The sequence below is a fragment of the Mucilaginibacter sp. UYCu711 genome, assembly GCF_050433825.1.
Lineage (GTDB): Bacteria > Bacteroidota > Bacteroidia > Sphingobacteriales > Sphingobacteriaceae > Mucilaginibacter.
On the sequence record NZ_JBNPWM010000010.1, the window covers coordinates 31,691 to 58,431 of the forward strand.

Annotated in this window: 31 protein-coding genes; 15 read left to right on the forward strand and 16 right to left on the reverse strand. The window is 41.5% G+C overall.

Going from position 1 to position 26,741, the window contains the following annotated elements:
* Window position 1: 1 nt before the first annotated feature.
* The 4 genes from ABIB50_RS19945 to ggt form a co-directional block, all read right to left on the reverse strand.
* Entirely contained in the window at window positions 2-943 is a 942-nt protein-coding gene (locus ABIB50_RS19945) for an FKBP-type peptidyl-prolyl cis-trans isomerase (RefSeq protein ID WP_429382635.1), read from the reverse strand.
* A gap of 113 nt (window positions 944-1,056) precedes the next feature.
* Entirely contained in the window at window positions 1,057-1,530 is a 474-nt protein-coding gene (locus tag ABIB50_RS19950) for an FKBP-type peptidyl-prolyl cis-trans isomerase (protein ID WP_429382637.1), read from the reverse strand.
* A 154-nt stretch (window positions 1,531-1,684) separates the two neighbouring features.
* Complete coding sequence (locus ABIB50_RS19955) at window positions 1,685-2,131, reverse strand: MarR family winged helix-turn-helix transcriptional regulator (protein WP_429383085.1); 447 nt, start codon at window positions 2,129-2,131, stop codon at window positions 1,685-1,687.
* A 67-nt stretch (window positions 2,132-2,198) separates the two neighbouring features.
* Complete coding sequence (gene ggt, locus ABIB50_RS19960; RefSeq protein ID WP_429382638.1) at window positions 2,199-3,875, reverse strand: gamma-glutamyltransferase; 1,677 nt, start codon at window positions 3,873-3,875, stop codon at window positions 2,199-2,201.
* Between the two features lie 115 nt (window positions 3,876-3,990).
* Here ggt and ABIB50_RS19965 point away from each other — a divergent pair, with 115 nt between their 5' ends.
* Complete coding sequence (locus ABIB50_RS19965; protein WP_429382639.1) at window positions 3,991-4,488, forward strand: hypothetical protein; 498 nt, start codon at window positions 3,991-3,993, stop codon at window positions 4,486-4,488.
* Window positions 4,489-4,606: 118 nt separating this feature from the next.
* Here ABIB50_RS19965 and rplI read toward each other — a convergent pair whose 3' ends face one another.
* The 3 genes from rplI to rpsF are packed head-to-tail and all read right to left on the reverse strand — an operon-like array spanning window position 4,607 to window position 5,696.
* Window positions 4,607-5,050 carry a 50S ribosomal protein L9 gene (rplI, locus tag ABIB50_RS19970; RefSeq protein WP_429382640.1) on the reverse strand — a complete coding sequence of 148 codons (444 nt, stop codon included), beginning with the start codon at window positions 5,048-5,050 and terminating at the stop codon, window positions 4,607-4,609.
* Between the two features lie 17 nt (window positions 5,051-5,067).
* Entirely contained in the window at window positions 5,068-5,331 is a 264-nt protein-coding gene (gene rpsR / locus ABIB50_RS19975; RefSeq protein WP_067054791.1) for a 30S ribosomal protein S18, read from the reverse strand.
* Window positions 5,331-5,696 (reverse strand): 30S ribosomal protein S6, encoded by a 366-nt coding sequence (rpsF, locus tag ABIB50_RS19980; RefSeq protein ID WP_429382643.1) that lies wholly within the window; start codon window positions 5,694-5,696, stop codon window positions 5,331-5,333. Before rpsF ends, rpsR begins: the two co-directional genes overlap by 1 nt.
* 234 nt (window positions 5,697-5,930) lie before the next feature.
* On the opposite strand from rpsF, the gene ABIB50_RS19985 reads away from it, so the two are divergent.
* From ABIB50_RS19985 to ABIB50_RS19995, 3 genes are all read left to right on the forward strand, one after another.
* Window positions 5,931-6,203, forward strand: coding sequence for a hypothetical protein (locus ABIB50_RS19985; RefSeq protein ID WP_429382644.1), 273 nt, complete (start codon window positions 5,931-5,933; stop codon window positions 6,201-6,203).
* A gap of 77 nt (window positions 6,204-6,280) precedes the next feature.
* Window positions 6,281-8,080, forward strand: coding sequence for a DNA polymerase III subunit gamma/tau (locus ABIB50_RS19990; RefSeq protein WP_429382645.1), 1,800 nt, complete (start codon window positions 6,281-6,283; stop codon window positions 8,078-8,080).
* Window positions 8,081-8,176: 96 nt separating this feature from the next.
* Window positions 8,177-8,671: a hypothetical protein gene (locus ABIB50_RS19995; RefSeq protein WP_429382646.1), complete on the forward strand. Its 495-nt coding sequence runs from the start codon at window positions 8,177-8,179 to the stop codon at window positions 8,669-8,671.
* Window positions 8,672-8,683: 12 nt separating this feature from the next.
* Here the strand turns inward: ABIB50_RS19995 and ABIB50_RS20000 are convergent, their stop codons facing one another.
* Both ABIB50_RS20000 and ABIB50_RS20005 read right to left on the reverse strand, forming a co-directional pair.
* Window positions 8,684-9,097: a hypothetical protein gene (locus ABIB50_RS20000; RefSeq protein WP_429382648.1), complete on the reverse strand. Its 414-nt coding sequence runs from the start codon at window positions 9,095-9,097 to the stop codon at window positions 8,684-8,686.
* 72 nt (window positions 9,098-9,169) lie between these two features.
* The gene (locus ABIB50_RS20005; RefSeq protein WP_429382649.1) at window positions 9,170-9,877 is read right to left on the reverse strand and encodes a hypothetical protein; all 708 of its coding nucleotides are present in this window, start codon (window positions 9,875-9,877) and stop codon (window positions 9,170-9,172) included.
* 199 nt (window positions 9,878-10,076) lie between these two features.
* Here ABIB50_RS20005 and ABIB50_RS20010 point away from each other — a divergent pair, with 199 nt between their 5' ends.
* Entirely contained in the window at window positions 10,077-11,306 is a 1,230-nt protein-coding gene (locus tag ABIB50_RS20010) for an NADP-dependent isocitrate dehydrogenase (RefSeq protein ID WP_429382650.1), read from the forward strand.
* Between the two features lie 64 nt (window positions 11,307-11,370).
* Here the strand turns inward: ABIB50_RS20010 and ABIB50_RS20015 are convergent, their stop codons facing one another.
* Window positions 11,371-11,664 (reverse strand): hypothetical protein, encoded by a 294-nt coding sequence (locus ABIB50_RS20015; RefSeq protein WP_429382651.1) that lies wholly within the window; start codon window positions 11,662-11,664, stop codon window positions 11,371-11,373.
* 17 nt (window positions 11,665-11,681) lie between these two features.
* Window positions 11,682-12,350, reverse strand: a complete 669-nt coding sequence (locus ABIB50_RS20020; protein ID WP_429382652.1) for a hypothetical protein — start codon at window positions 12,348-12,350, stop codon at window positions 11,682-11,684.
* A 150-nt stretch (window positions 12,351-12,500) separates the two neighbouring features.
* Between ABIB50_RS20020 and ABIB50_RS20025 the strand changes: the two genes are divergently transcribed.
* The 4 genes from ABIB50_RS20025 (at window position 12,501) to ABIB50_RS20040 (ending at window position 14,918) form a co-directional block, all read left to right on the forward strand.
* A complete protein-coding gene (locus ABIB50_RS20025; protein WP_429382654.1) occupies window positions 12,501-13,199 on the forward strand; it encodes a hypothetical protein in 699 nt (232 codons plus the stop codon).
* Between the two features lie 21 nt (window positions 13,200-13,220).
* Window positions 13,221-14,204 (forward strand): type I phosphomannose isomerase catalytic subunit, encoded by a 984-nt coding sequence (locus tag ABIB50_RS20030; RefSeq protein WP_429382656.1) that lies wholly within the window; start codon window positions 13,221-13,223, stop codon window positions 14,202-14,204.
* 124 nt (window positions 14,205-14,328) lie between these two features.
* On the forward strand, window positions 14,329-14,559 hold the full coding sequence (locus tag ABIB50_RS20035) for a DUF433 domain-containing protein (protein WP_429382658.1): 231 nt from the start codon (window positions 14,329-14,331) through the stop codon (window positions 14,557-14,559).
* Window positions 14,556-14,918, forward strand: a complete 363-nt coding sequence (locus ABIB50_RS20040; protein WP_429382660.1) for a DUF5615 family PIN-like protein — start codon at window positions 14,556-14,558, stop codon at window positions 14,916-14,918. Before ABIB50_RS20035 ends, ABIB50_RS20040 begins: the two co-directional genes overlap by 4 nt.
* Window positions 14,919-14,945: 27 nt before the next feature.
* On the opposite strand, the gene ABIB50_RS20045 is transcribed toward ABIB50_RS20040, so the two are convergent.
* From ABIB50_RS20045 to ABIB50_RS20060, 4 genes are all read right to left on the reverse strand, one after another.
* Complete coding sequence (locus tag ABIB50_RS20045) at window positions 14,946-15,569, reverse strand: YdeI/OmpD-associated family protein (protein ID WP_429382662.1); 624 nt, start codon at window positions 15,567-15,569, stop codon at window positions 14,946-14,948.
* A 23-nt stretch (window positions 15,570-15,592) separates the two neighbouring features.
* Window positions 15,593-16,558: an NAD-dependent epimerase/dehydratase family protein gene (locus ABIB50_RS20050; RefSeq protein WP_429382664.1), complete on the reverse strand. Its 966-nt coding sequence runs from the start codon at window positions 16,556-16,558 to the stop codon at window positions 15,593-15,595.
* Window positions 16,559-16,691: 133 nt separating this feature from the next.
* The gene (locus tag ABIB50_RS20055) at window positions 16,692-17,609 is read right to left on the reverse strand and encodes a helix-turn-helix domain-containing protein (protein WP_429382666.1); all 918 of its coding nucleotides are present in this window, start codon (window positions 17,607-17,609) and stop codon (window positions 16,692-16,694) included.
* 12 nt (window positions 17,610-17,621) lie between these two features.
* On the reverse strand, window positions 17,622-18,521 hold the full coding sequence (locus ABIB50_RS20060) for an NAD(P)H-binding protein (protein ID WP_429382667.1): 900 nt from the start codon (window positions 18,519-18,521) through the stop codon (window positions 17,622-17,624).
* A gap of 186 nt (window positions 18,522-18,707) precedes the next feature.
* Between ABIB50_RS20060 and fabG the strand changes: the two genes are divergently transcribed.
* The 5 genes from fabG to ABIB50_RS20085 all read left to right on the forward strand — a co-directional run bounded on the left by fabG (window position 18,708) and on the right by ABIB50_RS20085 (window position 23,833).
* Complete coding sequence (gene fabG, locus ABIB50_RS20065; protein WP_429382669.1) at window positions 18,708-19,451, forward strand: 3-oxoacyl-[acyl-carrier-protein] reductase; 744 nt, start codon at window positions 18,708-18,710, stop codon at window positions 19,449-19,451.
* 87 nt (window positions 19,452-19,538) lie between these two features.
* The gene (locus ABIB50_RS20070; protein WP_429382671.1) at window positions 19,539-20,003 is read left to right on the forward strand and encodes a hypothetical protein; all 465 of its coding nucleotides are present in this window, start codon (window positions 19,539-19,541) and stop codon (window positions 20,001-20,003) included.
* Window positions 20,004-20,250: 247 nt separating this feature from the next.
* Window positions 20,251-22,335, forward strand: a complete 2,085-nt coding sequence (locus ABIB50_RS20075) for a hypothetical protein (protein ID WP_429382673.1) — start codon at window positions 20,251-20,253, stop codon at window positions 22,333-22,335.
* A gap of 268 nt (window positions 22,336-22,603) precedes the next feature.
* Window positions 22,604-23,464, forward strand: coding sequence for a DUF4349 domain-containing protein (locus ABIB50_RS20080; RefSeq protein ID WP_429382675.1), 861 nt, complete (start codon window positions 22,604-22,606; stop codon window positions 23,462-23,464).
* Window positions 23,465-23,647: 183 nt separating this feature from the next.
* Window positions 23,648-23,833 carry a hypothetical protein gene (locus tag ABIB50_RS20085; RefSeq protein ID WP_429382676.1) on the forward strand — a complete coding sequence of 62 codons (186 nt, stop codon included), beginning with the start codon at window positions 23,648-23,650 and terminating at the stop codon, window positions 23,831-23,833.
* A gap of 79 nt (window positions 23,834-23,912) precedes the next feature.
* Here ABIB50_RS20085 and gldB read toward each other — a convergent pair whose 3' ends face one another.
* Window positions 23,913-24,953 carry a gliding motility lipoprotein GldB gene (gene gldB / locus ABIB50_RS20090; RefSeq protein ID WP_429382678.1) on the reverse strand — a complete coding sequence of 347 codons (1,041 nt, stop codon included), beginning with the start codon at window positions 24,951-24,953 and terminating at the stop codon, window positions 23,913-23,915.
* Between the two features lie 68 nt (window positions 24,954-25,021).
* Between gldB and ABIB50_RS20095 the strand changes: the two genes are divergently transcribed.
* Window positions 25,022-26,671 (forward strand): NAD+ synthase, encoded by a 1,650-nt coding sequence (locus ABIB50_RS20095; protein WP_429382679.1) that lies wholly within the window; start codon window positions 25,022-25,024, stop codon window positions 26,669-26,671.
* Window positions 26,672-26,741: the final 70 nt, after the last annotated feature.

The following is a 26,741-nucleotide window of genomic DNA, read 5'->3' on the forward strand; positions in this document are numbered from 1 at the left end:
CTTATGGCGTTATACTACGAACCTGCACATCAAATCTAAAGCAGCTATTTGGCGGTACCGAGCCGGAGCCTGTTTTGCCGTAAGCTAATGATGATGGCATTACTATCCTGAGCAATGCACCTGCAGTGGCATATTTTTTCAGGGCTATTTGTACACCCTGAATCAGGTCTGGAACATCAAAGGGTTGAAGATTCGATGGATTATTATATTGGTCAACAACTGTTCCGTTAAATATCGTTGCGGTGTAAGTCATTTGTATTGTGCTGTTTTCGGTTATTGGTACCGTACCTGTACCCGGTACATCTATCTGGTACCAAAAACCGGCAGGGTCATACTGCATCACCGAAGTTAAATTATTATTAGCCAGGTACCTTTTAATACTTGCAACATCATAAGTAGCCTGGTTATCAGTAGCCTGGTTATTAATAACATGAATATAATAGTCAAGGCATTGGTTACCTGCTATCCTACCAGAAGTAAGCTCGCTGCTACCTGAACCCGCACCGCCGGTGCCGTAGGCAAGGCGCGAAGGCACAATAAGGCGCATGGCCCCACCGTGATACTTTAATATATTATGAATAGCCGATTGCACACCCGAAACACCTATCCCTATCGGACGAACTATAGATGTTATATGGCCTGCAAATTCCTGGAAATGGTTGCTTATTGTATCAACAGAGATGTATTTACCATCAACACTACGCACGCTAAAAACTACCGAAATATTATCAGAGTATTCTATAGCAGGGCCTGTGCCTAGGTTAATTATATTGTAGTACATGCCGCTGGTGTCGCGCGTCAACCCAGTTATACCGTTAGTACTTATATAGGATTTAATTTGATCTTCATCATACTCCTTAATGGTTGGCCCGTAATTATCTTTTCGGCAGGACACTAAGGCTATAGTAGCAAATAATAAAAAAGTAAAAGTGGTTTGTTTCATTTGTGTTATTGTTTCCCGGCCCGGCAGCTAACCAGCTTGGGGGCCATATTGCCTTACAGCAATTATTTAATTTATATGGTAAAACCCTTAATTATATAAGGGCTAATATTTTGTTAATTGGTAATATCGTACAACTGGATATTAAAATCAAGTATCGCGTTTGCCGGCAACCCATTTTTTAAACCAAACTCTACCCCAACCAAAGGTTGCGGGTTTGGCCCGTATGCATAACGTGATGGTATTAACAATCTTACTATCCCGCCCTTTTTTATTTTGGGGATACCCAATTGCCACCCCAATATTATTTCTGACAATGTAAACGAAGGATGAAATTCGTTGGTTTGCCTGAACAGCTGTCCGGTTGTTAATAACCTCCCGGTATCGGCTATAGTAACCCTGGTTGACCTGGTGAACAAAGCGTTACCACTACCCGGCTGTATAACGATATAATAAACACCCGATGTGTCAATTTTAGTTGCATTTAACGTAGGGTTTGCTTTTAAATAATCAGCAATGATCTTATCATCTATGGCTTTTTGCGCTTCATATACTGCTTTACCTGTACTTGTTGATTTACCGCAAGCCATAATAAAACAAGCACCTAAAAACAATATGATTAACGCCGCCCTGTTCATTTACATTTTCAAAAGGCAAATTTATTCTTTTATCTGTCAAAAACAGCAGCTTAACATATTTTAACATTTAAAATATCACATGCTTTGACAATTGCGGCGGTATTAGTTATTTATCAGGCGATTCGGGCTTATAATTTAAGGTGAGCTGGTTGATCTTTTTCAGCATATCGGTTAGATACAATTTATCGGCCTCGTTGATGTGGGCGTTAAGATAATTGTTAAATTGCTTTACAACGGCGCGGGCCTGCTGCCTTTTTTCTTTACCCAACGGCGTAAGGTATATTTTTACAGATCGTTTATCGCCCTGGTTTGATTCGCGGTAGATCAGCCCGGTTTGCTCTAACTGGTTCAGCATCCGCGAAAGGCTTGTTGATTTTAACCCTAACAAAGCGGCCGCCTGCGATACTGTTGTACCCTCCTCATCATCAATATTAATGAGTAGATAACCTATAGATTGCGTTATGCCAAAATCAGTAACCAGGGCGTTGTACCGGTTTGCAACGGTTTGCCAAACTATCTTCAAAAAATAATCTATAGTTTCCTGGTGTTTTATGTTGGCCGGCATATATTTAAACTAAGCGTTATATAGCGCAATTGTACGTAATTTTTATGAAACTGTATTACCAGCCTATAGCTGTATCGTCGCCACGCGGGTCGGCGCCCCCTTGGTAACCGTCTTTTGTTTTTAAAATAGCATCCACCCTGCCTATGTTGCCGCCCGCAACTATTTTATAACCTTTTTGGTCTAATTTATTAATGGTAGCTGCATCAAGTGCCCCTCTTTCAATATCTACCTTATCAGGCATCCATTGGCTGTGGAAACGTTTGGCAGTAACGGCGTCCTGCATGCTCATATTAAACTCAATCACATTTAATATAGTTTGATATACAGATGTCATGATGGTCGATCCACCGGGCGTGCCTACCACCATAAACAGTTTCCCATCTTTAGTAATAATTGTCGGCGTCATGCAGGATAACATGCGTTTATTGGGTTGTATAGCATTGGCTTTTCCGCCCAATAACCCATACATATTCGGCACACCTGGTTTAGAGCTAAAATCATCCATCTCATTGTTCAATAAAAACCCGGCCCCGCCTACAAATATCTTAGATCCAAACGTTCCGTTTAACGTGGTAGTAATGGCCACCGCATTGCCTTCTTTATCAACTATAGAATAATGTGTTGTCTGGTCGCTTTCATAACCTGCAAAGCTGCCCGGCTGTATGCTGCTGCTTGGCGTGGCTGCATCCCAGCTAAAACTATTCATGCGTGCTTTGATATAAGCCGGTCTTAATAAGCTATCAACCGGTACCTCGTAAAAATCAGGATCGCCCAGGTATTTTGACCTATCAGCATATACCCTGCGCTCGGCCTCAACCATCACGCTAACGGTAGAATCGGTGTTATGTCCAAAACGATGCAATGGATATGGCTCAACAGATTTTAACAGCTGCACCAGCGCTATCCCTCCGCTTGATGGTGGCGGCATGGTAAAAATGGCATATTGTTTATACGTGCTTTTTATTGCCTTGCGCCACACGGCATGATAGTTGGCCAAATCAGTCTTTGAGATAAGCCCGTTGCCTGTTTTCATTTCGGCTACAATAGCATCGGCTGTTTTACCTGCATAAAAGCCCGCGCGGCCATTATCGCGGATCAATTGCAATGTTTTAGCCAGATCAGTTTGGATTAAAACATCCCCCTCTTTCCATGGTTCGGCTTTTACCAGGTAACCCTTACCCGGGTTCATTTTAATAAAAGTATCGTGTACGCGGTTTATATCAGCGGCCAGGCGGGCGGTCATTTTAAAACCGTTTTTTGCCAGGTTTATGGCAGGTTGTACCAGTTGTGGCCATTTTAATTTACCATATTTTTTATGCGCCTCCACCATCCCGTCAACAGAGCCGGGTACACCCGATGCCTGGTGAGTGGCCAAACTCATATCGGGTATTACATCACCGGCTGTATCAAGGTACATATTGGTGGTTGCAAGTGCGGGGGCCTTCTCCCTAAAATCAAGCGTATTTGCCTCGCCTTTTGCAGACCGGAACACCATAAATCCCCCACCCCCTAAATTACCTGCCTGCGGATGTACTACAGCTAAAGCAAATTGTACAGCCACGGCAGCGTCAACCGCATTACCGCCTTTTTTTAGGATCTCAACGCCAACGTTAGCAGCATCAGGATAGGCGCAAACCACCATGCCATTTTGATATTTATTTTGATCGCTTTGCGCATTTACATAATTGACGATCAACAAACAAGCACCCAGGAAATACCACTTTCTATACATCGTAATCGTATTTTATTTAGCACCTAAGCTAAATAATAATAGCTAAAGTCGTGTTAAACCTTGTTAGTTTTTACGGGTCTTTACCATAAAATTTAAAAACCCACGTTATAGCATCATGAAAAACACTACTTATAAATTACTTATTGCAGCTGCATTTTTGTTCGTTGGCTTACAATCGAACGCACAGGATTACAAGATGGCTGCCGGTTTAAAATTTGGCGGATATGAAAATGGTATATCAGGCAAATACTTTATGCATAACAAAACTGCTATTGAAGGCTTGCTGGGTTTTAGAAATGGCGGGCTGGTAGTTACCGGGTTATACGAGATCCACCAGGAGGCCTTTGGTGTACCGGCATTAAAATTTTATTATGGCTTTGGCGGGCACATAGGCTCGGTTGGGCAAGGCACTTACCGCACGTTTAATGGTAACGACCGGATCTACACCAAACCACAGTTATTAATAGGTGGCGATGCTGTAATAGGCCTTGAATACATTATTCCCGAATCGCCCATAGCGGTTAGCCTGGACCTTAACCCACGGGTTGAACTGGCCACCGGCCCATATTTTGACCTGGCACCGGGATTAGGTATAAAGTATATTTTTAAATAACTATTATCAATCACCGCAATGCCGGTAAACAAAAAAAGGTGTTGAGCAAAACTCAACACCTTTTTTATATTCAATAATCCAATTCCGAAGTCGCAAATCCGACTTCCGAAATTTTAAATTACTCTGCTACTACTGAAAAAGGTACTTGTACCTTAACTTCTTTATGCAGGTTTACAATTGCGGTGTAATCACCAACAAATTTTGGTTCCTGGTCAAAAGTAATACGACGACGGTCAACGTCAAAACCTTCTTTTTTCAATGCATCAGCAACTTGTATAGTGTTGATAGCACCAAAGATTTTTCCGGTTTCGCCGGCTTTAGCACCGATGGTCAATTTCACACCTTCTAAACGGGCAGCAATTGCATCAGCATCCTTGCGTATTTTTTCTTGTTTAAATGCAGCTTGTTTTAGGTTTTCGGCTAAAACTTTGCGTGCAGATACAGTAGCTAATATGGCGTATCCTTTAGGGAATAAAAAATTACGGCCATATCCTGGTTTAACGGTTACTACATCGTCTTTATCACCCAGGTTTTTTATGTCTTGTTTTAAAATAACTTCCATTGTCTTTTACCTCCTGATTATTTTAATGAGTCTGTAACATAAGGTAATAAACCAATGTGGCGCGCACGTTTAACGGCTTGGGCCACTTTACGCTGAAACTTTAATGAAGTACCGGTTAAACGGCGAGGTAATACTTTACCCTGATCATTAATAAACTTCAATAAAAAGTTAGCGTCTTTGTAATCGATATACTTAATACCATTCTTTTTAAAACGGCAGTATTTTTTACGGTTGTCCTCTACTTTAGGGGCGGTTACGTATTTAATTTGGTCGTTTGCCATTAGTTTGCTTCCTCCACTTTAGCTGCAGGTTTCTTGTTAAAAGCACCACTGCGTTTTTTCTCATTGTAAGTAATAGCATGTTTATCTAAAGCTATAGTCAGGAAACGCAAAACACGCTCATCGCGTCTTAACTCGACTTCCAATTTGTTAATTAAATCACCTGGAGCCTTAAATTCAGTTAAGTGATAGTACCCGGTCACTTTCTTTTGGATTGGGTACGCTAATTTTCTCAAACCCCAATTATCCTCCTGGACAATTTCGGCTCCGCCATCAGTAAGAGTTTTGCTGTATTTGGCTATTGCCTCTTTAGCTGTCTCTTCTGATAACAACGGGGTTAGAACGATCACGATTTCGTACTGTTGCATTATTATACTTTGATTTTTAATTAATTAACCCGACAATTCGGGGCTGCAAATGTAGGAAGATATTTTGATTTATACAATACAAACCACAAGTAATATGCATAGTTAGTTTTATACCTGCGTTATAGCTGATATTATAATCAACTTTTGTTCATAAAAATAAAACACAAATTTAACGTGGGGGATAAAACATAAGGTTAAGTTTGATTGTCTTTTAATTAGCAAAACATTACTGCCATGGAGTTTGAATATCTTGAAAGCCAATCAACAAATCATACCGTATTTATGTATGATACTATTTATTTTCAACAACCCGGTGAAAACGATTTTACCGAGGGCGACTGGGAAGATGAAGAGGATGAAGATTTTGACGACCAGGCTGATGACCTGGACGATCAGCACGCTATACAGGCAAGTGATGATACTGACGAACCTGATGCAGAGGGTGAATATGATATCACCAACCCCGACCCGGATGATGATCATTTGCCGGAAGAAGAGTTACAATAGATCATCACCCCTCTCAATTTATCAACAATCCATTTTGACACTTTCAGGTAAAGCAATTTCTTGCTAACTTAGTAGCTGTGGATAATTTTATTGTTTCGGCACGCAAATACCGCCCGGCTACTTTCGAAACCGTTGTCGGTCAGCAACATATAACCAACACGCTTAAAAACGCTATCAGGAATAACCAGCTGGCACAGGCGTTTTTGTTCTGTGGCCCGCGTGGTGTGGGTAAAACTACCTGTGCGCGCATCCTTGCGAAAACCATTAATTGCGAAAATTTACAGCCCAACGGCGAGGCTTGCGGTACTTGCAGCACCTGCCTGTCCTTCCAAAACGGTAACTCATTTAACGTGCATGAGTTGGATGCAGCATCAAACAATTCGGTTGATGATATCCGCAGCCTGATAGAACAGGTGCGCATACCGCCACAAGGCGCGCGTTATAAGGTTTATATTATTGATGAGGTGCACATGCTATCGCAGGCGGCGTTTAACGCTTTCCTGAAAACGCTGGAAGAACCGCCTCATTACGCTATATTTATATTGGCCACTACCGAGAAGCATAAAATACTACCTACAATACTGTCGCGTTGCCAGATCTTTGATTTTAACCGCATTGGTATTGATGATATGGCTAACCACCTGGCATCTATAGCCAAAAAAGAGGACATTAAGTATGAGGTTGACGGCCTGCATATCATCGCCCAAAAGGCTGACGGTGGTTTGCGGGATGCTTTGTCAATGTTTGACCAGATCGTAAGCTTTTCGGACGCTAATGTTACCTATCGCTCGGTTATTGATAACCTGAATATTCTTGATTACGATTACTACTTTAATATAACCGATAGCTTGCTTACAGAAAGTACGGCTAAAACGCTATTATATTTTGATGAGATTTTAACCAAAGGCTTTGATGGCGCTCATTTTATATCGGGCCTGTCAGAACACTTCCGTAACCTGTTGGTAACCAAGGACGCATCGACCTTAAAGCTGTTGGAAGTAAGCGAGGGCATAAAAGCTAAATATTTACAGCAATCCCAGGCGGCCAGCGTGTCGTTCCTGTTGTCGGCCATGAATATTGCCAACCAATGCGATCTAAATTATAAACTGAGCAAGAACCAACGCTTACAGGTTGAATTGGCCTTGCTTAAAATGTGCCACCTGCTCTCGGTATTTAGCTTGGCTACCACGCCGCTAACTGCAATGCCCGATAACGAGCAGCTAAAAAAAAAACCTGATACCTCAGCAATAGATACCCTACTACCTGTTATTAACAACGGGGTGGCCATGGTTGCTGATACGCCCGCACCCTATATACCGTCACCAAGAACCATTGAGCCCGTTAAGGCAACAACAGAAATTGTACAAGAGCCGATAACAGAAAAACCGAAACCATCTTTTATACCAAACGCGGGCACCGCATCCATAAAAATACCATCGTTAAAAGACATTGGTAATACACCGGAAACCATAACCGAGGAAGAAGATCCTTATTTAAAAGGCGATGCAAAAGAACCAGTTACTTTTGATGATTTTTTAAGAGAATGGAACACGTACGCCTCTAAAATAAAGGCCGAGGGGAAAATGAACCTGCTACCCGTTTTTATAACAGAAGTGCCTATCATGCTACAGCCTTATGTGTTTGAGATAATTGTTGCCAATAAAGTACAGGAAGATCTTTTCAGGGATGAGAAGCCTTATTTTCTAAACTATATGCGCAGCACACTTAAAAACTTTGATTTGGAAGTTAATGCACGTATTGATAAACAGGTTGCTGTAAAACGTCCTTATACCAGCCAGGAAAAATACCAGCATATGGCCGCAAAGAACCCTCACTTAGCCGAGCTTAGAAAACGCTTTAACCTTGACTTTGATTAACGATCGGAAAAATTGTATCTTAGAATTAAAACTTTATCAACTTTGCACTTAGTGACGTGTTATAACAAACCTTTCCTAATATTTACTACGTTGTGTATGATAGCAATTTCATGCAAACTTGACGACCCTTTAATACCTGTGCCAAATCCAAATTTCAATTCAGGGGGCACCGTTTTGGGTATTAACGTTTTTAATAAAACAGTTAACAATAGTTACCTTTCCAATCTCTGGACGGTTAGTTCAACTGTAAAACAATACTATGACACTAGTGATGTCGTTATTTCAGGAACGAGCGTGCCTAACAGGTTCACGTCTATATCACTAAATGATAATACTAAAACATTTGTTTTTACTAATGGCACATTTCTCTACGCCGATCAAAAACCTTCCGGACTTTATAGATTGTATACCACGGATAATGTTTTATTCATACAATTAGGCACTAACGTTTTCTTCGATAGTGCCAATAGTACTACTCGTATCACAAATTTAACTGCCCGTGCAATGACATGGCTAGCCATCGACACAAATACGGTCGTAGTTAACGGAAAACCGGCTCATGAAGCTTATCAGGTAATTTTTGCCAGGTAGCCTATTTATCTATTATTTAGGTGTATCATTTTTTGGATAGCCTTCTTCGTCCAGGTCGTCCCGGTCATCTTCGGGCGTGTGGGCCAGCATCTCATCAATAGGATCGGTAATTACACTTTCGCCATTATCGATATGCATTCCCAACTGGTCAACATCTGTTTCTAATGATTCATTTGGTATGTATTCGTCAACTACATCATAAGGGTTAGCCTCATCATAAGTCGAGTTCATATCGGCACCGTTTTTTTGCGAGGTATTATAAGGATCCGGGTGGTCATAATCCGGGTCGTCGCTTTTTACATCCAGCTCATAGCTGTTATCATCAGCGTTAAAACGTAATTGCCCTTTGTCAATTGTTTCGCCAAGTTCGTCCTTAAGGGTTTTATCCCTGTCGTCGTTTTCGTTGTTAAAAGGATTATTGTTCATGGGTTTATTATTTAGTATAAAAATACAGTAAAAACCCTGCCAAAAAATGATTTAACCCACTAAATAAAATGATTAATCAGAGGTGATCTGTTTTCTGTACGTAGCAACCCCGCCAATGGCAAATTTTATACCGATGGAGAATTGCGAAAACGAGTCTTTTCCCGTGCCGGCTGTAAATCCGTCAAGGCCGTCGCCCATTATAAAATTATATTGGTAACCGGCATCTATTTTAAACCCGGGCTGGTTATACTTATTAAAGAATTTTATCTCATAACCTATCCTGGCCGGAATAACGATCTCATTGCTGTTATTTTCGCCATCCGTGTAAAATCCGGGGGTTTTAATGGATGCCCTGTTAATGGTGGTCATATGATTTACAACGAAGCCAATACCTGATGAAATGTAAAGATTTTTAAAGGCATTAGCCATTTTACTTTGCGAATAGTCTATTATTTCGCCCATTTGTAACTGCGCCCTGAACATTACCGCGGCGAAGTTATTATTAAATTGCCTGCCACTTGCTGTAGTTAATGAGTCGCCCCCCTGTAGTGTTCCTGTATGATACTCAATAATGTAGTTAACAAACGGGGTTGCATTATAATTAAAATTAAAATGCCCCGACCGTGTGCTGATGATAGTTTCCGCATCGGTATATGCACTATTAAAATCAAGACCCAGGCCCAGGTCATATTGTGCAAAGTCATTACTCTGTGCCTTAACCGTTCCTATTGTTAAGCAAAGAACAAACAGTAAAATACTTTTTTTTATAAAAAGGTTCATATGTTATTTACGGGCAAGTTTATAAGTTAGTTTATTAACAGTTACCCCTCTTATTGGTTAAAATTTAAAGGATTGATCCTGAAAACTATATCAGCTTCGAATTTATTTAAAATTAACCACTATTTTACAATTCCATTTAATTATTGATAGACACTATTTTATATCTTTGGTGCCATTATAAAAAATAAGATAACCTGGTATGTCAAAAATTAAAGTAAATAATCCCGTAGTTGAGCTGGATGGCGACGAAATGACCCGCATCATCTGGAAATTTATAAAAGATAAACTGATAGTTCCGTACCTGGACCTGGATATTAAATATTATGATCTTGGTTTAGAGTATCGCGACGAAACTAACGACCAGGTTACTATTGATGCTGCAAACGCTATTAAACAATACGGCGTTGGTATTAAATGCGCTACCATTACACCTGATGAGCAGCGTGTGGAAGAGTTTGGCTTGAAACAAATGTGGAAATCGCCAAACGGCACCATCCGTAATATTTTGGACGGAACAGTTTTCCGCGAGCCTATTGTGATGAACAATGTACCGCGTTTAGTGCCAAACTGGACAGCACCAATCTGCATTGGCCGTCATGCATTTGGCGACCAGTACCGCGCTACCGACTTTTTAACAAAAGGTAAAGGTAAGCTTACCATAAAATTTACACCAGAGGATGGTAGCCCGGAGCAATCTTTCGAGGTATTTAACTTTAAAGGCGATGGCGTTGCTTTGGCAATGTACAACACTGATGAGTCTATCCGTGGTTTTGCACATGCTTGCTTTAACCAGGCGCTGATGAAAGGCTGGCCTTTATATTTATCAACCAAAAACACCATCCTTAAAAAATACGATGGCCGTTTCAAAGATATTTTTGAAGAGATTTATCAAAACGATTACAAGCAAAAATTTGCTGATGCCGGCATTACTTATGAGCACCGTTTAATTGACGACATGGTTGCATCGGCCCTTAAATGGCACGGTAACTTTGTTTGGGCTTGTAAAAACTATGATGGCGACGTACAATCTGACACAGTAGCACAAGGCTTTGGTTCATTAGGTTTAATGACCTCAACTTTAGTTACTCCGGACGGAACCGTTATGGAAGCAGAAGCTGCACACGGTACAGTAACCCGCCACTACCGCGAGCACCAGGCCGGCCGGCCAACATCTACCAACCCTATCGCGTCTATCTTCGCGTGGACGCGTGGTTTAGAGTTCCGCGGTATATTAGATGGAAACCAGGAGTTGATCGACTTCTGCAAAGCTTTAGAAGAAGTTTGTATTGAGACTGTTGAAAGTGGTAAAATGACCAAGGATCTGGCCATCACTATAAAACCAAAAGTACAACACGGTATAGATTTCTTATACACCGAAGAGTTTCTTGAGGCAATTGATGAGAACTTGAAAAAGAAGTTGGGTAAGTAATTCCAGTTGATAGTAATAAGAAAGCCCACCTTATTGAAGGTGGGCTTTCTTATTATAAAAGGTTTCAATCTGTTTTTGCTTCTTTTAACCGAATAAAATCTCCAGTCAAATAATAAATTTTTACATCATAGATCTGATCAGACATTGCGGAAGAAAATGCCCCGGCAATTGCTCCTCCTATAGCGCCGTACATTGCGCCTGATGCCATAACTCCATTTTTTGCGCTCTGAGCCAATCTACCTGTAAAATAAAAGTCGTTGCCAGATTTGTTAACAGGATAATATCCGAAAGCATTTACAATATAAGGTCTACCCTTGTGTACTATGGCATATAACGACTCCGACCTTATCTTTTTCAATTTGCCATTGTTGTCTGCTACTTTACCTTCCCGGGCTTTACTTCATCGCCGTCAACTACAATCTGGCCATCGGGAATTTGGTTGCTGAATGATGTATAAGTTAAATAATAACCATCAGTGTAGATGTTGGAATTGTAAACAGTTAGTTTGCTTTTCTCAATACTGTCCACTTTTTCTATAGCATCATAATTATAACTATAACTTGATGGCTGTTTTGATAAATTTTCTGCTATAAAATTTGACAGTATTTCGCCTCCTTTTTTAAGCAAAGCGTTAGAAACGTCCATAGCGGATACTTTTGCCACAGTATCTATCGTACCAATTCTTTTATATCCATCGGTTGCCTTTGCAAACAGTTGCGCATTTAAAAAGAAGTATCCCTTTTCACTAATAGCTCCAGTCACTTCAGCAAAATCAAGGCGACGCAATTGCAATACTATTTGTTGTGATTTTGCCGTATTATCTATTAGCGCAGCCAAAATATTATTGAGTTGATTATTAAGTGGCTCTTTGGCAACAACTACAGTAGGTTTGTTGAAAACTCCTGTTTGTATCATCCCCATATGTTCCGTATCCGGCCTGATATCGATTAATGTAATCTTGTTATATAAGCTATTAACCACTTTTTTTTGTGGCAACGAAAATATTAGTTTTTCTGTGCTTTGAGCTTTAACATCGTTGTACAATGACATTAAAAGCAATGAAATTAAAGGCAATTGTAGATATAGTCGCATACGTGATAAGTTTTAATGTCTAAATATACTTTTCTTTTATTACAGGTAAGAAATCAATGCGATTTTTGTAACCTGCTTTTAATCACCCGCGTCATAGCCCGCATGGAAATTAAACTTACATGGCGCTATTGCCTGGCCTTTATGGCATTTGTTTTTGTATTTGGCCAGTTGCATGAAATGGCGCATATGCTAACAGGGTACCTGATCTGCGGCGCCTCCGGGATACAGTTAGATTTTAATTTGATCAGGCCCATTTGTGCCGCCTGCGAAAGCAATCCCTATACCTATTTAGCCGGCATTGCCGGCCCCCTTTTTAGCTATCTAATGATGTGGACGGGCTATTTTATTCTTCGATCTGCTAACACAAAACGGTATAATTTAGGTTTCGTGCTGATATTGGGCAATCTTGCATTCGCGCGCATATTTACTGCTGGCATGGGTGGTGGCGATGAAAGAGGAGTATTAACCTATTTATTCAACCATCAGTCGTTACTGTTAATTAAGGTTATTAACTTTTTATTGGTATTTGCCTTAGCGTTCCCGCCAATATATATGGCTTATAAAAAGCTGGTTAATAAAAACAAACTTTTAATAACAACAGGGTTTTGTACCATCCCGCTATGTATCATGATGCCTTATGAATTTATGCTTTTAGGTGAAGTATTAAAAGCCGGGTTTTTAGCTAAAAGGCACTTGCTGGGCGTGGCCGATCTGATCTATTTGCACACAGCAATTATGGGCATGATAGTTTTATTTTTTAGAGAAACCTTGTTTAAGGCTTACACAAAATCCATAACTTAGCGCAAAAATTCACATCCTATCATGTCAACAGCATTATATCCGCTTAAATTCAAAACCATTTTCAAAGACAAAATTTGGGGTGGTCAAAAAATAAAAACTTACCTGCATAAAGATTTTGGCAACCTGCCAAATTGCGGCGAAACCTGGGAGATCTCGGGCGTAAAGTCTGACGTTTCAATTGTTGAGGGCGGTGCGCTTAACGGCGAATCGTTAGCCGATCTGTTAGTGCAATATGGCGCCGAGTTGGTGGGCGAAAAAGTATACAAGCACTTTGGTAACATCTTCCCGCTATTGGTAAAGTTTATTGATGCTAACGAGGATCTTTCTATCCAGGTACACCCAAATGATGAGCTGGCAAAAAAACGCCATAACTCATTCGGTAAAACAGAAATGTGGTACATTATTGAGTCTGACCCGGGTTCGACCCTAATTGCGGGCTTTAATAAGGAATTAACCCAGGAAGAATATTTAGAAAAGTTTAACAGCGGCCATTTAATGGATGTATTGAACCGCGAAACTGCTAATGAAGGTGACGTTTTCTTTTTACCTGCTGGGCGTGTACATACTATTGGCGCGGGTTTATTATTAGCCGAGATCCAGCAAACATCAGACATTACCTACCGGATCTATGATTTCGATCGTGTGGATGCAAATGGTAATAAACGCGAGTTGCATACTGAAGAAGCTTTAGCGGCTATCGACTATAAATATTACGGCAACTACAAAACCAAATACACGCCCGAAAAAGACGAAACTGTACAGTTGGTTAGCTGCCCGTACTTCACTACCAGCGTATTGGATGCTACCGAAAGTACCGGCAAAGATTACAGCAACCTGGATTCGTTTGTGATACACGTTTGCCTTGCCGGCGCTTACACCATTAAATACAACGGCGAAAGTTACCCCGTTAAAATGGGTGAGTGTATTTTGCTGCCAAAAACAATTGATAAAATTGAACTGGAAACAGAAGGCGGGTTTAAAATATTGGAAAGTTTTATAGCGTAAGCAAATTTAAACATTATTAATGGGCAGCTCGGTTTATTCTAAAGCTGTCCATTTTTATTTAGTAAGCTTCGGAAACTAATAATTATATTTTATTGTTTATTTTTGATGAACAATAGCGCATATTATGAAAAACTTAGAACGTATTACCTTAAACCCTAATGTTATGGGTGGTAAGCCTTGCATAAGGGGGCTAAGAGTGACTGTTGGTACCATTATCGGGCTTTTAGCTTCTGGCCAAACTAATGAGGACATTTTAAAGATGTATCCATATTTACAAGCCGAGGATATTATTGCTGCCCTATCATACGCCGCCTGGCGGTCTGAAGAAATCGAAGTACCGCTTGCTACTGCATGAAAGTACTAATTGATATGAATTTATCTCCTGAATGGGTTCAGGAATTTAAACTTCATAACATAGACGCTATTCACTGGTCCGCTATTGGCAAATTTGATGCTCCGGATGAGACAATCATCGCTTGGGCCATAAAAAACGAACACTTGGTTTTTACACACGACCTGGATTTTGGAACAGCGCTTGCTTTAACAAAAGCCGATAAACCAAGTGTAATACAAGTAAGGACACAAAACGTAACTATACCGTATTTAACCAACATACTATTCCCAACCCTTGAAACCTATACTGATTTGCTGGAAAAAGGCGCCTTGCTTGTAGTCGATGAGGATAAAAAGCGTATCAGAATCTTGCCTTTATAAAGAATAAAGGCATCGGTACACAAACGCTTATTTATATTTCCAGTGCCTTGTCTTACCTTCGGCTATCCATTCTAAAGCTGTTTCCATACGCTTTTGGCGTGTAGGTTCGGTCTTGGCTTCGGTTATCCATTCAAGGTACTCGCGTTTGCATGATGGGCTAAACGCTTGGAACGCCGTGTTTGCTTTTTGATTTTCTTGTAAAGCTGCAATAAAATAGTCGGGCGTTGCAATTTCGGCCTTTGGTTTTGGCGTTGCTGACCTGCCCGGCGCAATTGGTTTAGCGTTACCATCCTCGTTTAAAGCAACTGCCTGTTTAATATATCCCAGCAAGATCTTATCGGGCGGCAAGTCGGCCAGGCTGGTTATGCGCCCAAAACTACCTGCCGAATCTTTCTCGCCGGCCACCTTTATAAAACCGTGTTCGTCTTTAATATTAGCACTGTTCCAGATGCCAACGGCGCAATGTTGCTTAAAGGCGGCCATATTGCCAATTATACCTTTATACTCAAAAAAAGGGCACCCCCATTTTATATTCTCAGTAATATGCGGCGAGGCGGCATGCATTAGCTCGCGGATATACTTTAGTATGGGCTGTGCAAAGGCCGGCGTTTTGCCGATATACTCGTCTACGCGTGGATCATATTGCTTCATAGTACCAAGATAATTATTTATAACTAATTAGCCAATCGCTCGCAGATCTCTGTAACAGACTTGCTTATCGGCTTAAATTCGATACCAATGGCAGCTTTAATTTTACTATTATCAAAATCACGAAATTGTACCGCGGACTGTGCCGCAATTTTATCAATAGCCGGCGGCTTGCCGGTAATAAACCCGGCTAATTTTGCGCCGCGCCAGGCCAGTTCCATCATCCAGGGTTTGGCTAAAGTAGCAGGTGGTGTTATGTTAAAGCCAGCGGCTATGGCGGCGGTCATATCTTTATAATGCCAGTTTTCGGCGCTGATGATATAGCGTTCTTCGGTAATATCGCTTTCCATTAATGCTATCATACATTTGGCGACATCGGCCACATCAACAAAACCTGAGGTGCCATCGGTATAAAATTTCAACCCTTTGCGTACCGTTTCAAAAAGTTGCCCACTACCCAAAGTACCTGCGTTTGGCCCTATAATTAATGAAGGATTAACAATTACTGCATCCAAACCTTCAGCAATACCGCGCCATACTTCCATCTCGCTTTCCAGCTTTGATATGGCATAGCCGTCGTTTTCGGTACTTATCTCTAAATGATGATTTTCGGTGATCAGTTCGCCCGGCTTTGCCTGGCCTATAGCGGCTATGGAGCTTACGTGTACCAGTTTGATATCTCTGTCCAAACATAAGTTAACCAGGTTGGCTGTACCGTTTACATTGGTGCGGATCATAGCGGTCTTATCAGCTTGTTTTAACGATACCCAGGCCGCGCAGTGATAAACCTGCGTAACTCCCTCCAAAGCACCCTCCAAAGCAAAAATATCCAGCATATCGGCATCAACCCATTCTATCTGGTTATAAGGCACCAGCAGCATAGGGATTATAGACGACGCCCGCTTAGTACAACGAATAGCCTGCCCCCTATCGGCCAACTGCTTAGCCAATTCTGCTCCTAAAAAACCTGTTGCCCCTGTTATTAATATCATTATTGTGGATGTGCAAATGTGGTGATAGATGTGCGGATATGCAAATGAGGATATACAGCAGTAAAGTTTCCAGAGATATTGCACAGCATGCTAATGAACAGGCACAAAAAGGCGGAACATACCTGGCAGTATATCAATTAAACGACTGCCTGAACTCTAACGGCGAAACGTTGGTTTTTGTCTTAAATAACTTACTAAATGATTGCGGGTGCTCAAAACCTAATTGATAGGCAATCTCGCTTACCGACAAACCGGTTGTTGACAGTTTTTCTTTAGCCCGTTCTATCAGGCTATCATGTAGGTGTTGTTGGGTGCTTTTACCGGTTAGGGTTTTTAGCGATCCGCTTAAATAGCCGGGCGAAACGTTAAGAATGTCGGCAATGTAGGTTACCGTTGGCAATCCTTTTGTCGCCAAAGCATCGCTATTAAAATAAGCGGTCAGCGCATCTTCCAACCGGTCAAGTAATTGGTGGTTGGCTATTTTACGGGTTATAAATTGGCGGTTGTAAAAACGGTCGGAATAATTTAGTAATAACTCTACCTGGGCAATAATAATATCCTGACTAAATTTATCAATGTTGGCCTGATATTCCTGCTGAATGTTTTGCATAATACCGGCAATTATCGTTTCCTCTTTTTCTGACAGGAACAACGCCTCATTTGCGGCATAACTAAAATACTCGTATTGTTTGATGGTTTTAGCCAATGGCGTATTCCACAAAAAATCAGGATGGATAAGCAGCATCCATCCCGATTGTTGTGATTCGGTATCTTTTTCCACTTCTATCCTGAATACCTGGCCCGGCGACATAAAGAACATGATGCCGTCGTCAAAATCATATTGCTGCTGACCATATTTCAGTTTTGCATTAAAATTTCTTTTAAGCGCAATAGAATAAAAATCGTTTACCAGGCTTATCTCGTTAGCCGGCAATTCTTTCACATCGGCTACATTGATAACGCTGATAAGCGGATGCTCGGGTTTAGGCAAGCCCCTGAATTTATGGAACTCGCTTATCGTTTTAAACCGGTGCAGCTTAATATTTGGCATATCACAATATACTTATTTTTGATGATAAACCGCCGCAAACTCTTTCGCGAAATCAGCCATTTTTACTTTACCCATAACGGCGGGCCGGTTAAGGAAATAATCTTCAGACAATAACCCGGTGTGCAGGCTGGCATACATTTCAACCAATCCGGCGGCAATTTTATGGTTCATGCCAAAGCCTACTAAGCCGTTTAACACCTGCTCATCAGTAACTGCAACCCATTGCAAATCGGGCTTGCCTATTGCCGATCCTAATATGGCAGCTACTTCATTACCGGTAAGCTCTTCACTGCATGCGTAACGGACCTTTCGGCCGGTAAGTGGGGCCTGCAATTCTTCGGCTACAGCAGCAGCAATGTCAATCGGCGAAACCCAGGGAACAATATCACCATCGCCATAATTTGTGGCTATCACGCCCTGGTTTTTTATCATATCCATATAACTAAATAAGTTGTAATAGAATGATGTAGGGCGCATATGGGTAATGGTTACGTCAGATGGTAGCGCGTCAAGGATCTCGGCCAGATCATGGGCGCCTATTAAAATGCCCGAGCCTTTTTCTAAATGAGCGCCAATGGTACTTAGGTTAACCACACGTTTTACGCGCGATCTTTCAATTGCAGTAGCGTAGTTATGTCCGAGTCTGCGGTAATAAGCGTGCAGGTCGAGGCTATGGTCGAAATAATTATTTGGCGGCACCATGCAATACACGGCATCTGCCCCGGTAAAAGTGGCTGTTAAAAAATCAACATCTTCTAATGACCCAATGGCCGCCGTGGCGCCTAATGCTTCAATAGCTTCCTGTTTGTCGGCTTTACTGCTGATAACGGTTACCTGGTGCCCGTTTTTTACTAATTCCTGGGTAAGCGGCAGGCTAATATGCCCTAACGAACCTGTTACTATGATTTTCATTTTTGTTATTTATTGATGTGGTACAAAGGTGCACCATGCCGGGTAAGCAGGTGTAGCCAAATCAACTGTTGTTGTAGCCACATTTAGATATATTATCTGCTAATGTATACTGCCCTTTACCCTTTCATTAACTTTTCATACTAAATTCTTATCTTCGCTGCCCTAAACAGCATTGTTTAAAAGTTTATGAAATTATTAGAAGGAAAAACCGCGTTAATAACCGGAGCGTCAAAAGGAATTGGGCGCAAAATTGCCGAAAAGTTTGCCGAGCATGGCGCTAATGTGGCTTTTACTTATTTATCATCTGTTGAAAAAGGCCTGGCCCTTGAGCAGGAACTGCAAAGCTTTGGTACCCAGATAAAAGGTTACCGCAGCGATGCTTCAAAATTTGATGAAGCAGAAAAACTGATCAATGATATAGTTGCCGATTTTGGCACTTTAAACATAGTGGTTAACAACGCCGGCATAACTAAAGATGGTTTGCTGATGCGTATGACCGAAGAGCAATGGGATGACGTTTTAACCGTTAACCTTAAATCTATATTCAATATTACCAAAGCGGCATCAAAAATAATGATGAAAGCCCGCGATGGTGTGTTTATTAACATGAGCTCGGTTGTTGGGGTTGATGGTAATGCCGGGCAATCAAATTACGCGGCTTCAAAGGCAGGTATTATTGGTTTCTCTAAATCAATAGCTAAAGAATTAGGCTCGCGTAATATCCGCACCAACGTTATTGCACCGGGCTTTATCCGTACCGAAATGACCGAGGTGTTAGACCCGAAAGTAGTTGAAGGTTGGGCAGCATCTATCCCGCTTAAACGCGCCGGCGAAACCGAAGACGTAGCTAACGCCTGCGTATTCCTTGCGTCTGACATGGCAACATACATCACCGGCCAGGTTATCCCGGTTGATGGAGGAATGTTGTAGGTAGAGATTAAAGATCGGTGATTAGAGATTAGTTGCCGGATTATATTTAAAACAGCATATTTGGTAATACAGATATGCTGTTTTTTTATGCGCGGATTTTTACTTTTTGTGGTTGGGATATTTCTTTTTGGATGCCATGAGCCTAAGAAGGATTACCCTGTGCCGAATAAGAAAGATATTAATGATATTGTAAAAGCTATTATTACCCAGCAAAGCTGCGTAGTGTTATTTGATTCGATGGGTATGGCTATTACCAAACCGGGTATTGCACATTACAATGCTTTGGATAGTTTAAAACTATTAACCGATCTTAAAAAAGTTACTGTTATCGCTGCCGAAACAAGTGATTTTTATACTGTATCTATTAATCAAATGCTAAACTCTAAAGACCCTTTACACTTTAAAAAAGCAGACTCACTGTATATCCTCACACAATACTATTTCTTGAAGCAGTTTAAGGTTGACAAAAAATCTTTAGCAAACGTTAGATTTATTAGTGGAAATGAATTAAAAGAGGAGCAAAATAAAAGGAAAAAAAGAACGCCCTATTAGGAATTGTCCATACCTGTTTTTTCATTAGATCAGCAGCAAGCATATGTGCAACTAAACAGGTATGCAGAAGGCGCGATGGGGTATATGTTTATTTTAAGAAAAATAAAAGGCCAATGGCAAATAGTTAGACAAAAGTACACCTGGATGAGCTAACCTCTTATCAACATTATTACACTAAACATTCACAATATTTTTGCATTTTGCACAATAACGTAAAACGTATTACGTATAACGTTCAACCTTAAAAATGCTGCTATTTTCAATCACCTGGGGTACTGTTTCCGGCTGGTGGGCACCTGTTTGCCTGCTGTTGGGTGCGTTGTATGCATGGCTGATGTACCGGCAACCGGTAAACCTGTCCAATAAATTCAGGTATGTGTTGGCGGCTTTCAGGGCGATTGTGGTGTGTTTGATCGCGTTGCTGCTGGTGTCACCATTGGTACGGTCGACCAATTATAAACCGCAAAAGCCGTTGGTTTTAATAGCGCAGGATAATTCAGGTTCTATCAATACTTTCCACCCGGCTGGTTTTGACCCGGCTAAATTTGTTGATGAGTTGGGTAAGCTAAAACAACAATTGGGCGATGGTTACGAGGTGCAGGAATTTAATTTCGGGCATGACCTAAGTAACGGCTTATCAAAAACGTTTAATAATAAGCAAACCAATATAGCCGCTGCTTTGCGCCAGTTAAATGATAGGTTTGTTAACCAAAACATCGGCGCGTTGGTATTGGCTACCGACGGTTTATATAACCAGGACGCCGACCCGCAATACGAGGCGCGTAACTTCAAAACCAACGTTTACACCATAGCCTTAGGCGACACCGTCGCTAAACGCGACCTGCTGATTGGCAATGTAAACTATAACAAAACCGCGTTTTTAGGGAACGATTTCGAGATAGAGGTATTAGCCCAGGCCTACCAAAGCAAAGGCGAAACCATGCACTTGAGTATTACCGAAGATGGCCGCCAGGTAAACGGGCAGATAATCCCGGTAACTAATGATGCTTTTAAAAAGATCCTGACCATTAAGTTAAATGCCGATAGAAAAGGGATCCATAAATTTAATATCAGCATTACACCGGTAAAAAACGAGCTGTCTACCCAAAACAACACGGAAACTATTTATGTAGAAGTGCTGGATGCCAAGCAAAAAATACTGTTATTGTATGATGGCCCCCACCCGGACATTACCGTTATTAAACAAGCTATAGAAGCCAATAAAAACTACGAGTTGAAAACCAGCCAGGTGGCAGATATCGCAGGTTTAAAGCTGAGCGATTATAGCCTGGTTATCCTGCATCAAACTATGCCTGCTGCAAACGGCCAGCTTAGCGAATTAGTTAAAGGCAAAACACCCATATGGTATTTATTAGGCGGGCAGGCTAATCTGGGCAGCTTTAACGAGGTTCAAAAATTAACCCGCATAAGCGCGGGCCGGTTGGATATGCAGGAGGTTTTTGCCCAACCCGCGGCCGAGTTTACGTCGTTTGTGATGACAGACTCCACCATGCAAAAAATAAGCCGGATGCCGCCTTTAATGGCGCCGTTTGGCAGCTATACCGCGGCGGTTACCAACGGCATTTTGTTTAAACAGCGCATCGGTACGGTTACTACCAGTTACCCATTGTTGTTATTTGGCGATGATAATGGCCGCCGCATAGGTGTGCTTACCGGCGAGGGCCTTTGGCGCTGGCAGTTGGCCGAGTTTGAGGCTTACGGCAATCATCATGCTCTAGAAGAACTATTTAGCCAAAGCGTGCAGTACCTTACCGCCAATGCCAACAGGCAGCGCTTTAGGGCCTATCCTGCAAAAAATATTTTTGACGAGGGCGAGAATGTATTGATAAACGCCGAGTTGTACAACGATGCGCTTGAACTGGTTAACACCCCCGACGTAAGAATAGAACTTAAAAATGCCGATGGTAAAAACTACAGCTTTTTAGCCACGCGTAACGGGCAAAGCTACCAGCTGGATGCCGGTACATTACCGGTTGGGGAATATACTTATGCCGCGTCGACCAAATTAGGGAACCGTCTTTTCAATGCCAATGGGCAGTTAACAGTTAAGCCACTTAATCTCGAAATCCGCCAGAGCGCGGCTAATCATCAGCTGTTAAAAAATATGGCTAAGCAGGGCGGCGGGCAAATGTTATACCCTTCGCAGATTGGCCAGCTGGCCGACCTGATCCGCAAGAACGAAAACATCAAAACCCTGGTGTATGAGGACAGCCACTACAACGATATGATAGATGTGAAATGGATCTTCGGGTTGATTGTTGCGTTGCTGGCTATCGAGTGGTTTTTGCGCAAGCGCGAGGGGGAAGTATAGGACATACTGTACTGTGCCAGGCACGGGTGTAACAGTTGGCACAGCTGGCACACCTGGCACACTTAGAGAACGCTCAATTATGATTTCATCTCATTAATACAGGATTTTATTGTTACAGTGTTACAGAAACAGGTGTCACACCTGAAACACCTGTAACACCGCGTTGTCGGAGTAACTTCAATTGTAACAACTTTATAATCAGCACTTATAATGGGTTACTATTTAACATGTTTTGGTATCAATACTAAACCATTTAAATCTATCCATCATGAAAAACAAAATTTTAAATCTGCTGCTGGCAGGCGTTGTGCTGCTGGCCGCTTGTAAAGGATCCGGTAACTATGAAACCGACAGATCATCAGCCGATAGTATTGCGGTTAAGCAAACTGATTCCGTTGGCAATCAACCCAAAATTGTTAAAACAGCCGAGATCGGTTTCAAGGTAAAAAACGTACAGCAAAGCAGTGAAAAGGTAACCGCTTTGACTACACAGTTTAAGGGCACCATCGTTCATCATCAAACCACATCATCTGTTAATAATAGTCACGATGTTAAGATAAGCGACGATTCGGTAATGCGGGTATCGGCCATGAATACCAATTGCGAGATAACGGCTAAAGTACCATCAGAAAAGCTGGATGAATACATGAACCAGGTTAGCCATATGGGCATCTATGTCACGCTCCGCAAGATGGACCTGGAAGATAAGACCTTGGATTATCTTTCATCACAACTTAAAGTAACCGGACGCCGCGAGTTTTTAAATCAGCAACGCAAAGGCAAGGTAACTATAAAGAACCCTGCCGACGTATTGCTTTTAAAAGACGACCTGATAGACCAGCAAATAAGTAACCGCCGTATTGACGACGCTGTAAAATACAGTACCGTGAGTTTAAGCTTTTATCAAAGTAACACTATCCTTAAAGAGATTATTGCTAATGATAACCCATCGGCTTATAATATTCCTTTCTTTAACAGGGTGGGCCTGGCCTTTGGTAATGGCTGGTACATTTTTAAAGAGTTTATGCTGATACTGGTTAATGCCTGGGTGTTTATTGCAGCAGGTATTGGTATTTGGTTAACGGTAAAGGCTTATCGTAAAAAATCAATTTCAAAACCAACAATATAACCCGTCTCAGCAGGGTCTCTCGCAGAGGACCCTGCGTATGGCAAATGCACCCTCAGGGTCCTCTCCGAGAGACCCTGAGGGGACGGAGGGAATGCTGTTAAAAACAAATATTTAAAATCTTTAAAACGGTATTAGTTTTTCGGTAAACATTTCTATTTTTGTAGCAATAAAAAAATAAGCACTATGAGCTCAATACAAGAAGCAAATTCAGACCGCCATTACATATTATTAGTAATTGCTATAGTTATAGGTTTAGTTGGCGTTTATTTACGCTTCGCGGACTTTAGACATGCGTCGGCTGTTGCTAACGTTATATTAGCGGTTGGTACAGGCGTTGCTTTAAAAGCAGTGTTTTCCATTATCAAGTAACTTATACTTTAACTTATATATTAACAAAAAAGCGTCCTGCAGTATTTGCGGGACGCTTTTTTTGTGCCTTAGCTTGTAGCTATTTGGGCCGGTATTTTGAATCATTCAATATTTTTTGCGCATCCTGGTTGTTCATTAGTTGCTGCAAGGTAACGTCGGGGTGCCTGTCCATATACTCCTTTACAATTTGCCAGCCGGTCCATACACCTAATTTAGGTGCCGATTGGTTATGCTCGCCCAATTGCGGGGTAAAGGGTGCCTCGTTAATATAAGTTTGGATCTTCTGATCGTCAGTTTCGTACAACAGGTTTTGCTCTAAAAGGTAAGCCCATATCGTCGATTTAAAATCTGTACACCATTTTATTTGCTGGGTGGTGTAGCCAATCTTTACAGAGTCGGCTACGTCTGGTAATATTTGGTCCATAAAGTAAAGTATCTTACCATTATACACCATTTTTGATAACAATGTTTTATCATTTTCACTTTCGGGGAACATATCCTCGCGGGCCATACCTTCAACCACACGCGGCGCAATATTTTCGGGTGTAAAGCGCCTTGAGATATACCGGGGGAACACCTCTGTTAAAGCCGGGTAAAATCTTGAATCGGCGCCTAAAAACAAATCCAGCCCTATCCCAAAATAACCATCGCCAACAGATGTTTGCGCTTTAAAGCCCGAGAAATAAGCATATACTTTTGGGATTGATTTCTTGGGATAATAATATTTTATCCGCCTGAAGGCATCTGTTAGCTCGGCCTCCTGTTTAGCCATATTGCCGGGGTATACGGCATCAACGTCATGTTTCAGGTCCAAATACGCCTGGCCCTTAAAAACGTTACGCAGCGTGTTAAAATAGGCCGTATCATTAATGCTGCCGGCTTCCAGGATCTGCTGGGTATAATCGCGGTAAAAGCCCCCATACTTTTGCAGCATAAATATGGCTTGTTGCTCCATTGGTTTTGTACGCAAACCGTCAAAATCGTGGTCAAAGCGTTCTATTTTAACATCAATTGGTATATTGCTGACATCAATTTTTTTGTTTCGGCCGCAGGCTGTTAACAGCACGCCGATAATAAAAATTAAATAAATTTGTTTGAACTTGTAGAAGGATGGTATCATTTTTATACTTTCAACAAATTTAATTTATTATTTGCATTTAGGTGCAAGCGGATACTTAGAATATATTTATGAAAATTGCTTTAGCCCAGCTTAACTATCACGTTGGTAATTTTGAGTCGAACACGGCGCATATTATCCAAAACATAAAAAAAGCGAAGCAAAACGGGGCCGACCTGGTTGTATTTGCCGAGCTATGCGTTTGCGGCTACCCGGCGCGCGATTTCCTGGAGTTTAGCGAGTTTATAAACCAATGCGAAATAGCGGCACAACAAATTGCTGCCGAGTGTATAGATATCGCTTGTATAATTGGTTTGCCTATCCCTAATCATAAGCCGGAAGGAAAGGACCTGAACAACTCGGCTTATTTTATTGAGAACGGGAAGGTTAAAGCAGTAGTAAACAAGGCGCTGCTACCTAACTACGATATTTTTGACGAGTACCGCTATTTTGAGCCGTCGACAGAGTTTAATTGTATCGAGTTTAAAGGCAAGCGCATAGCATTAACTATTTGCGAGGACCTGTGGAACACCATTGAAAACCCGCTATACATTACCCGCCCGATGGATACGCTGATAAAGCAAAACCCGGATGTGATGATTAATATAGCCGCGTCGCCATTTGCTTATAACCATGATGAGGAACGGATTGCTATTTTAAAAGATAACGTTATCCGGTATAATTTGCCGCTGTTTTATGTTAACCATGTAGGCGCGCAAACCGAACTGATATTTGATGGCGGATCGTTAGTATTTGATAAAGCCGGTAACCTGGTTGATGAGCTGCCTTACTTTGAGGAATGCTTAACCTATTATACTTTAGATGATAACGACGCGATATCTTTTGATCATCCGTCAACCGTAAAAAAAGAACGCGAGAGTGATATCGCACAGATCCACCAGGCGCTGATATTAGGTATCCGCGATTATTTCCATAAGTCTGGATTTAGCAGGGCGATATTAGGCTTATCAGGCGGTATTGATTCGGCAGTTGTATGCGCGTTGGCCGCTGAGGCATTGGGAGCGGAAAATGTGATGGCGGTACTGTTGCCATCAAAATTCTCAAGCGACCACTCGCTAAAGGATGCTGAGGACCTGGTAGCTAACCTGGGCTGCATGAGCGAAACCATCGCCATAAAAAATATTACCGAAGCATTTGAAACGGCACTGCACCCGCAATTTAAAGATCTGCCATTTAATATAGCCGAAGAGAATATACAATCGCGTAGCCGCGCCATATTACTGATGGCGATGTGTAATAAATTCGGGTTTATCCTGCTCAACACTTCAAACAAAAGTGAGGCTGCGGTAGGGTATGGTACTTTATATGGCGATATGTGCGGCGGTATTTCTGTTATTGGCGATGTTTATAAAACGCAGGTTTTTGAGCTGGCGCGATATATTAACCGCGATAAAGAGGTCATCCCTGAAAATTCCATCGTCAAACCACCCTCAGCCGAATTAAGGCCGGGACAAAAAGATTCAGACTCATTACCTGAGTACGATATACTGGATAAGATCTTAGCCGAATATATTGAGCATCGCTGCTCGGCTGCCCAGATCATTAAAATGGGTTATGACGAAGCAACGGTACATCGTGCTATAAAACTGATAAACCTTGCCGAGCATAAGCGCTATCAAACACCACCAATATTACGGGTATCGCCAAAAGCATTTGGCATGGGCAGAAGGATGCCTATAGTTGGAAAGTATTTGCAGTAGGAATATATTAATAAACGTTGTCATTTCGAAGCGTAGCGAGAAATCTTATACGAGCGAATTAGCAAAGCGT

Coding starts and splice junctions, on each gene's coding strand:
- ABIB50_RS20095 (WP_429382679.1), top strand. CDS start 25,022: ATGAAAATTGCTTTAGCCCAGCTTAACTATCACGTTGGTAATTTTGAG.
- ABIB50_RS19945 (WP_429382635.1), bottom strand. CDS start 943: ATGAAACAAACCACTTTTACTTTTTTATTATTTGCTACTATAGCCTTA.
- ABIB50_RS20005 (WP_429382649.1), bottom strand. CDS start 9,877: ATGAACCTTTTTATAAAAAAAAGTATTTTACTGTTTGTTCTTTGCTTA.
- ABIB50_RS20035 (WP_429382658.1), top strand. CDS start 14,329: ATGAAAAACTTAGAACGTATTACCTTAAACCCTAATGTTATGGGTGGT.
- ABIB50_RS20085 (WP_429382676.1), top strand. CDS start 23,648: ATGAGCTCAATACAAGAAGCAAATTCAGACCGCCATTACATATTATTA.
- ABIB50_RS19950 (WP_429382637.1), bottom strand. CDS start 1,530: ATGGCTTGCGGTAAATCAACAAGTACAGGTAAAGCAGTATATGAAGCG.
- ABIB50_RS20055 (WP_429382666.1), bottom strand. CDS start 17,609: ATGCCAAATATTAAGCTGCACCGGTTTAAAACGATAAGCGAGTTCCAT.
- rplI (WP_429382640.1), bottom strand. CDS start 5,050: ATGGAAGTTATTTTAAAACAAGACATAAAAAACCTGGGTGATAAAGAC.
- gldB (WP_429382678.1), bottom strand. CDS start 24,953: ATGATACCATCCTTCTACAAGTTCAAACAAATTTATTTAATTTTTATT.
- ABIB50_RS19985 (WP_429382644.1), top strand. CDS start 5,931: ATGGAGTTTGAATATCTTGAAAGCCAATCAACAAATCATACCGTATTT.
- fabG (WP_429382669.1), top strand. CDS start 18,708: ATGAAATTATTAGAAGGAAAAACCGCGTTAATAACCGGAGCGTCAAAA.
- ABIB50_RS20075 (WP_429382673.1), top strand. CDS start 20,251: ATGCTGCTATTTTCAATCACCTGGGGTACTGTTTCCGGCTGGTGGGCA.
- ABIB50_RS20080 (WP_429382675.1), top strand. CDS start 22,604: ATGAAAAACAAAATTTTAAATCTGCTGCTGGCAGGCGTTGTGCTGCTG.
- ABIB50_RS20040 (WP_429382660.1), top strand. CDS start 14,556: ATGAAAGTACTAATTGATATGAATTTATCTCCTGAATGGGTTCAGGAA.
- ABIB50_RS20025 (WP_429382654.1), top strand. CDS start 12,501: ATGGAAATTAAACTTACATGGCGCTATTGCCTGGCCTTTATGGCATTT.
- ABIB50_RS20000 (WP_429382648.1), bottom strand. CDS start 9,097: ATGAACAATAATCCTTTTAACAACGAAAACGACGACAGGGATAAAACC.
- ABIB50_RS20070 (WP_429382671.1), top strand. CDS start 19,539: ATGCGCGGATTTTTACTTTTTGTGGTTGGGATATTTCTTTTTGGATGC.
- ABIB50_RS20060 (WP_429382667.1), bottom strand. CDS start 18,521: ATGAAAATCATAGTAACAGGTTCGTTAGGGCATATTAGCCTGCCGCTT.
- ggt (WP_429382638.1), bottom strand. CDS start 3,875: ATGTATAGAAAGTGGTATTTCCTGGGTGCTTGTTTGTTGATCGTCAAT.
- ABIB50_RS19995 (WP_429382646.1), top strand. CDS start 8,177: ATGATAGCAATTTCATGCAAACTTGACGACCCTTTAATACCTGTGCCA.
- ABIB50_RS20010 (WP_429382650.1), top strand. CDS start 10,077: ATGTCAAAAATTAAAGTAAATAATCCCGTAGTTGAGCTGGATGGCGAC.
- ABIB50_RS19965 (WP_429382639.1), top strand. CDS start 3,991: ATGAAAAACACTACTTATAAATTACTTATTGCAGCTGCATTTTTGTTC.
- ABIB50_RS20030 (WP_429382656.1), top strand. CDS start 13,221: ATGTCAACAGCATTATATCCGCTTAAATTCAAAACCATTTTCAAAGAC.
- rpsF (WP_429382643.1), bottom strand. CDS start 5,696: ATGCAACAGTACGAAATCGTGATCGTTCTAACCCCGTTGTTATCAGAA.
- ABIB50_RS20050 (WP_429382664.1), bottom strand. CDS start 16,558: ATGATATTAATAACAGGGGCAACAGGTTTTTTAGGAGCAGAATTGGCT.
- rpsR (WP_067054791.1), bottom strand. CDS start 5,331: ATGGCAAACGACCAAATTAAATACGTAACCGCCCCTAAAGTAGAGGAC.
- ABIB50_RS20045 (WP_429382662.1), bottom strand. CDS start 15,569: ATGAAGCAATATGATCCACGCGTAGACGAGTATATCGGCAAAACGCCG.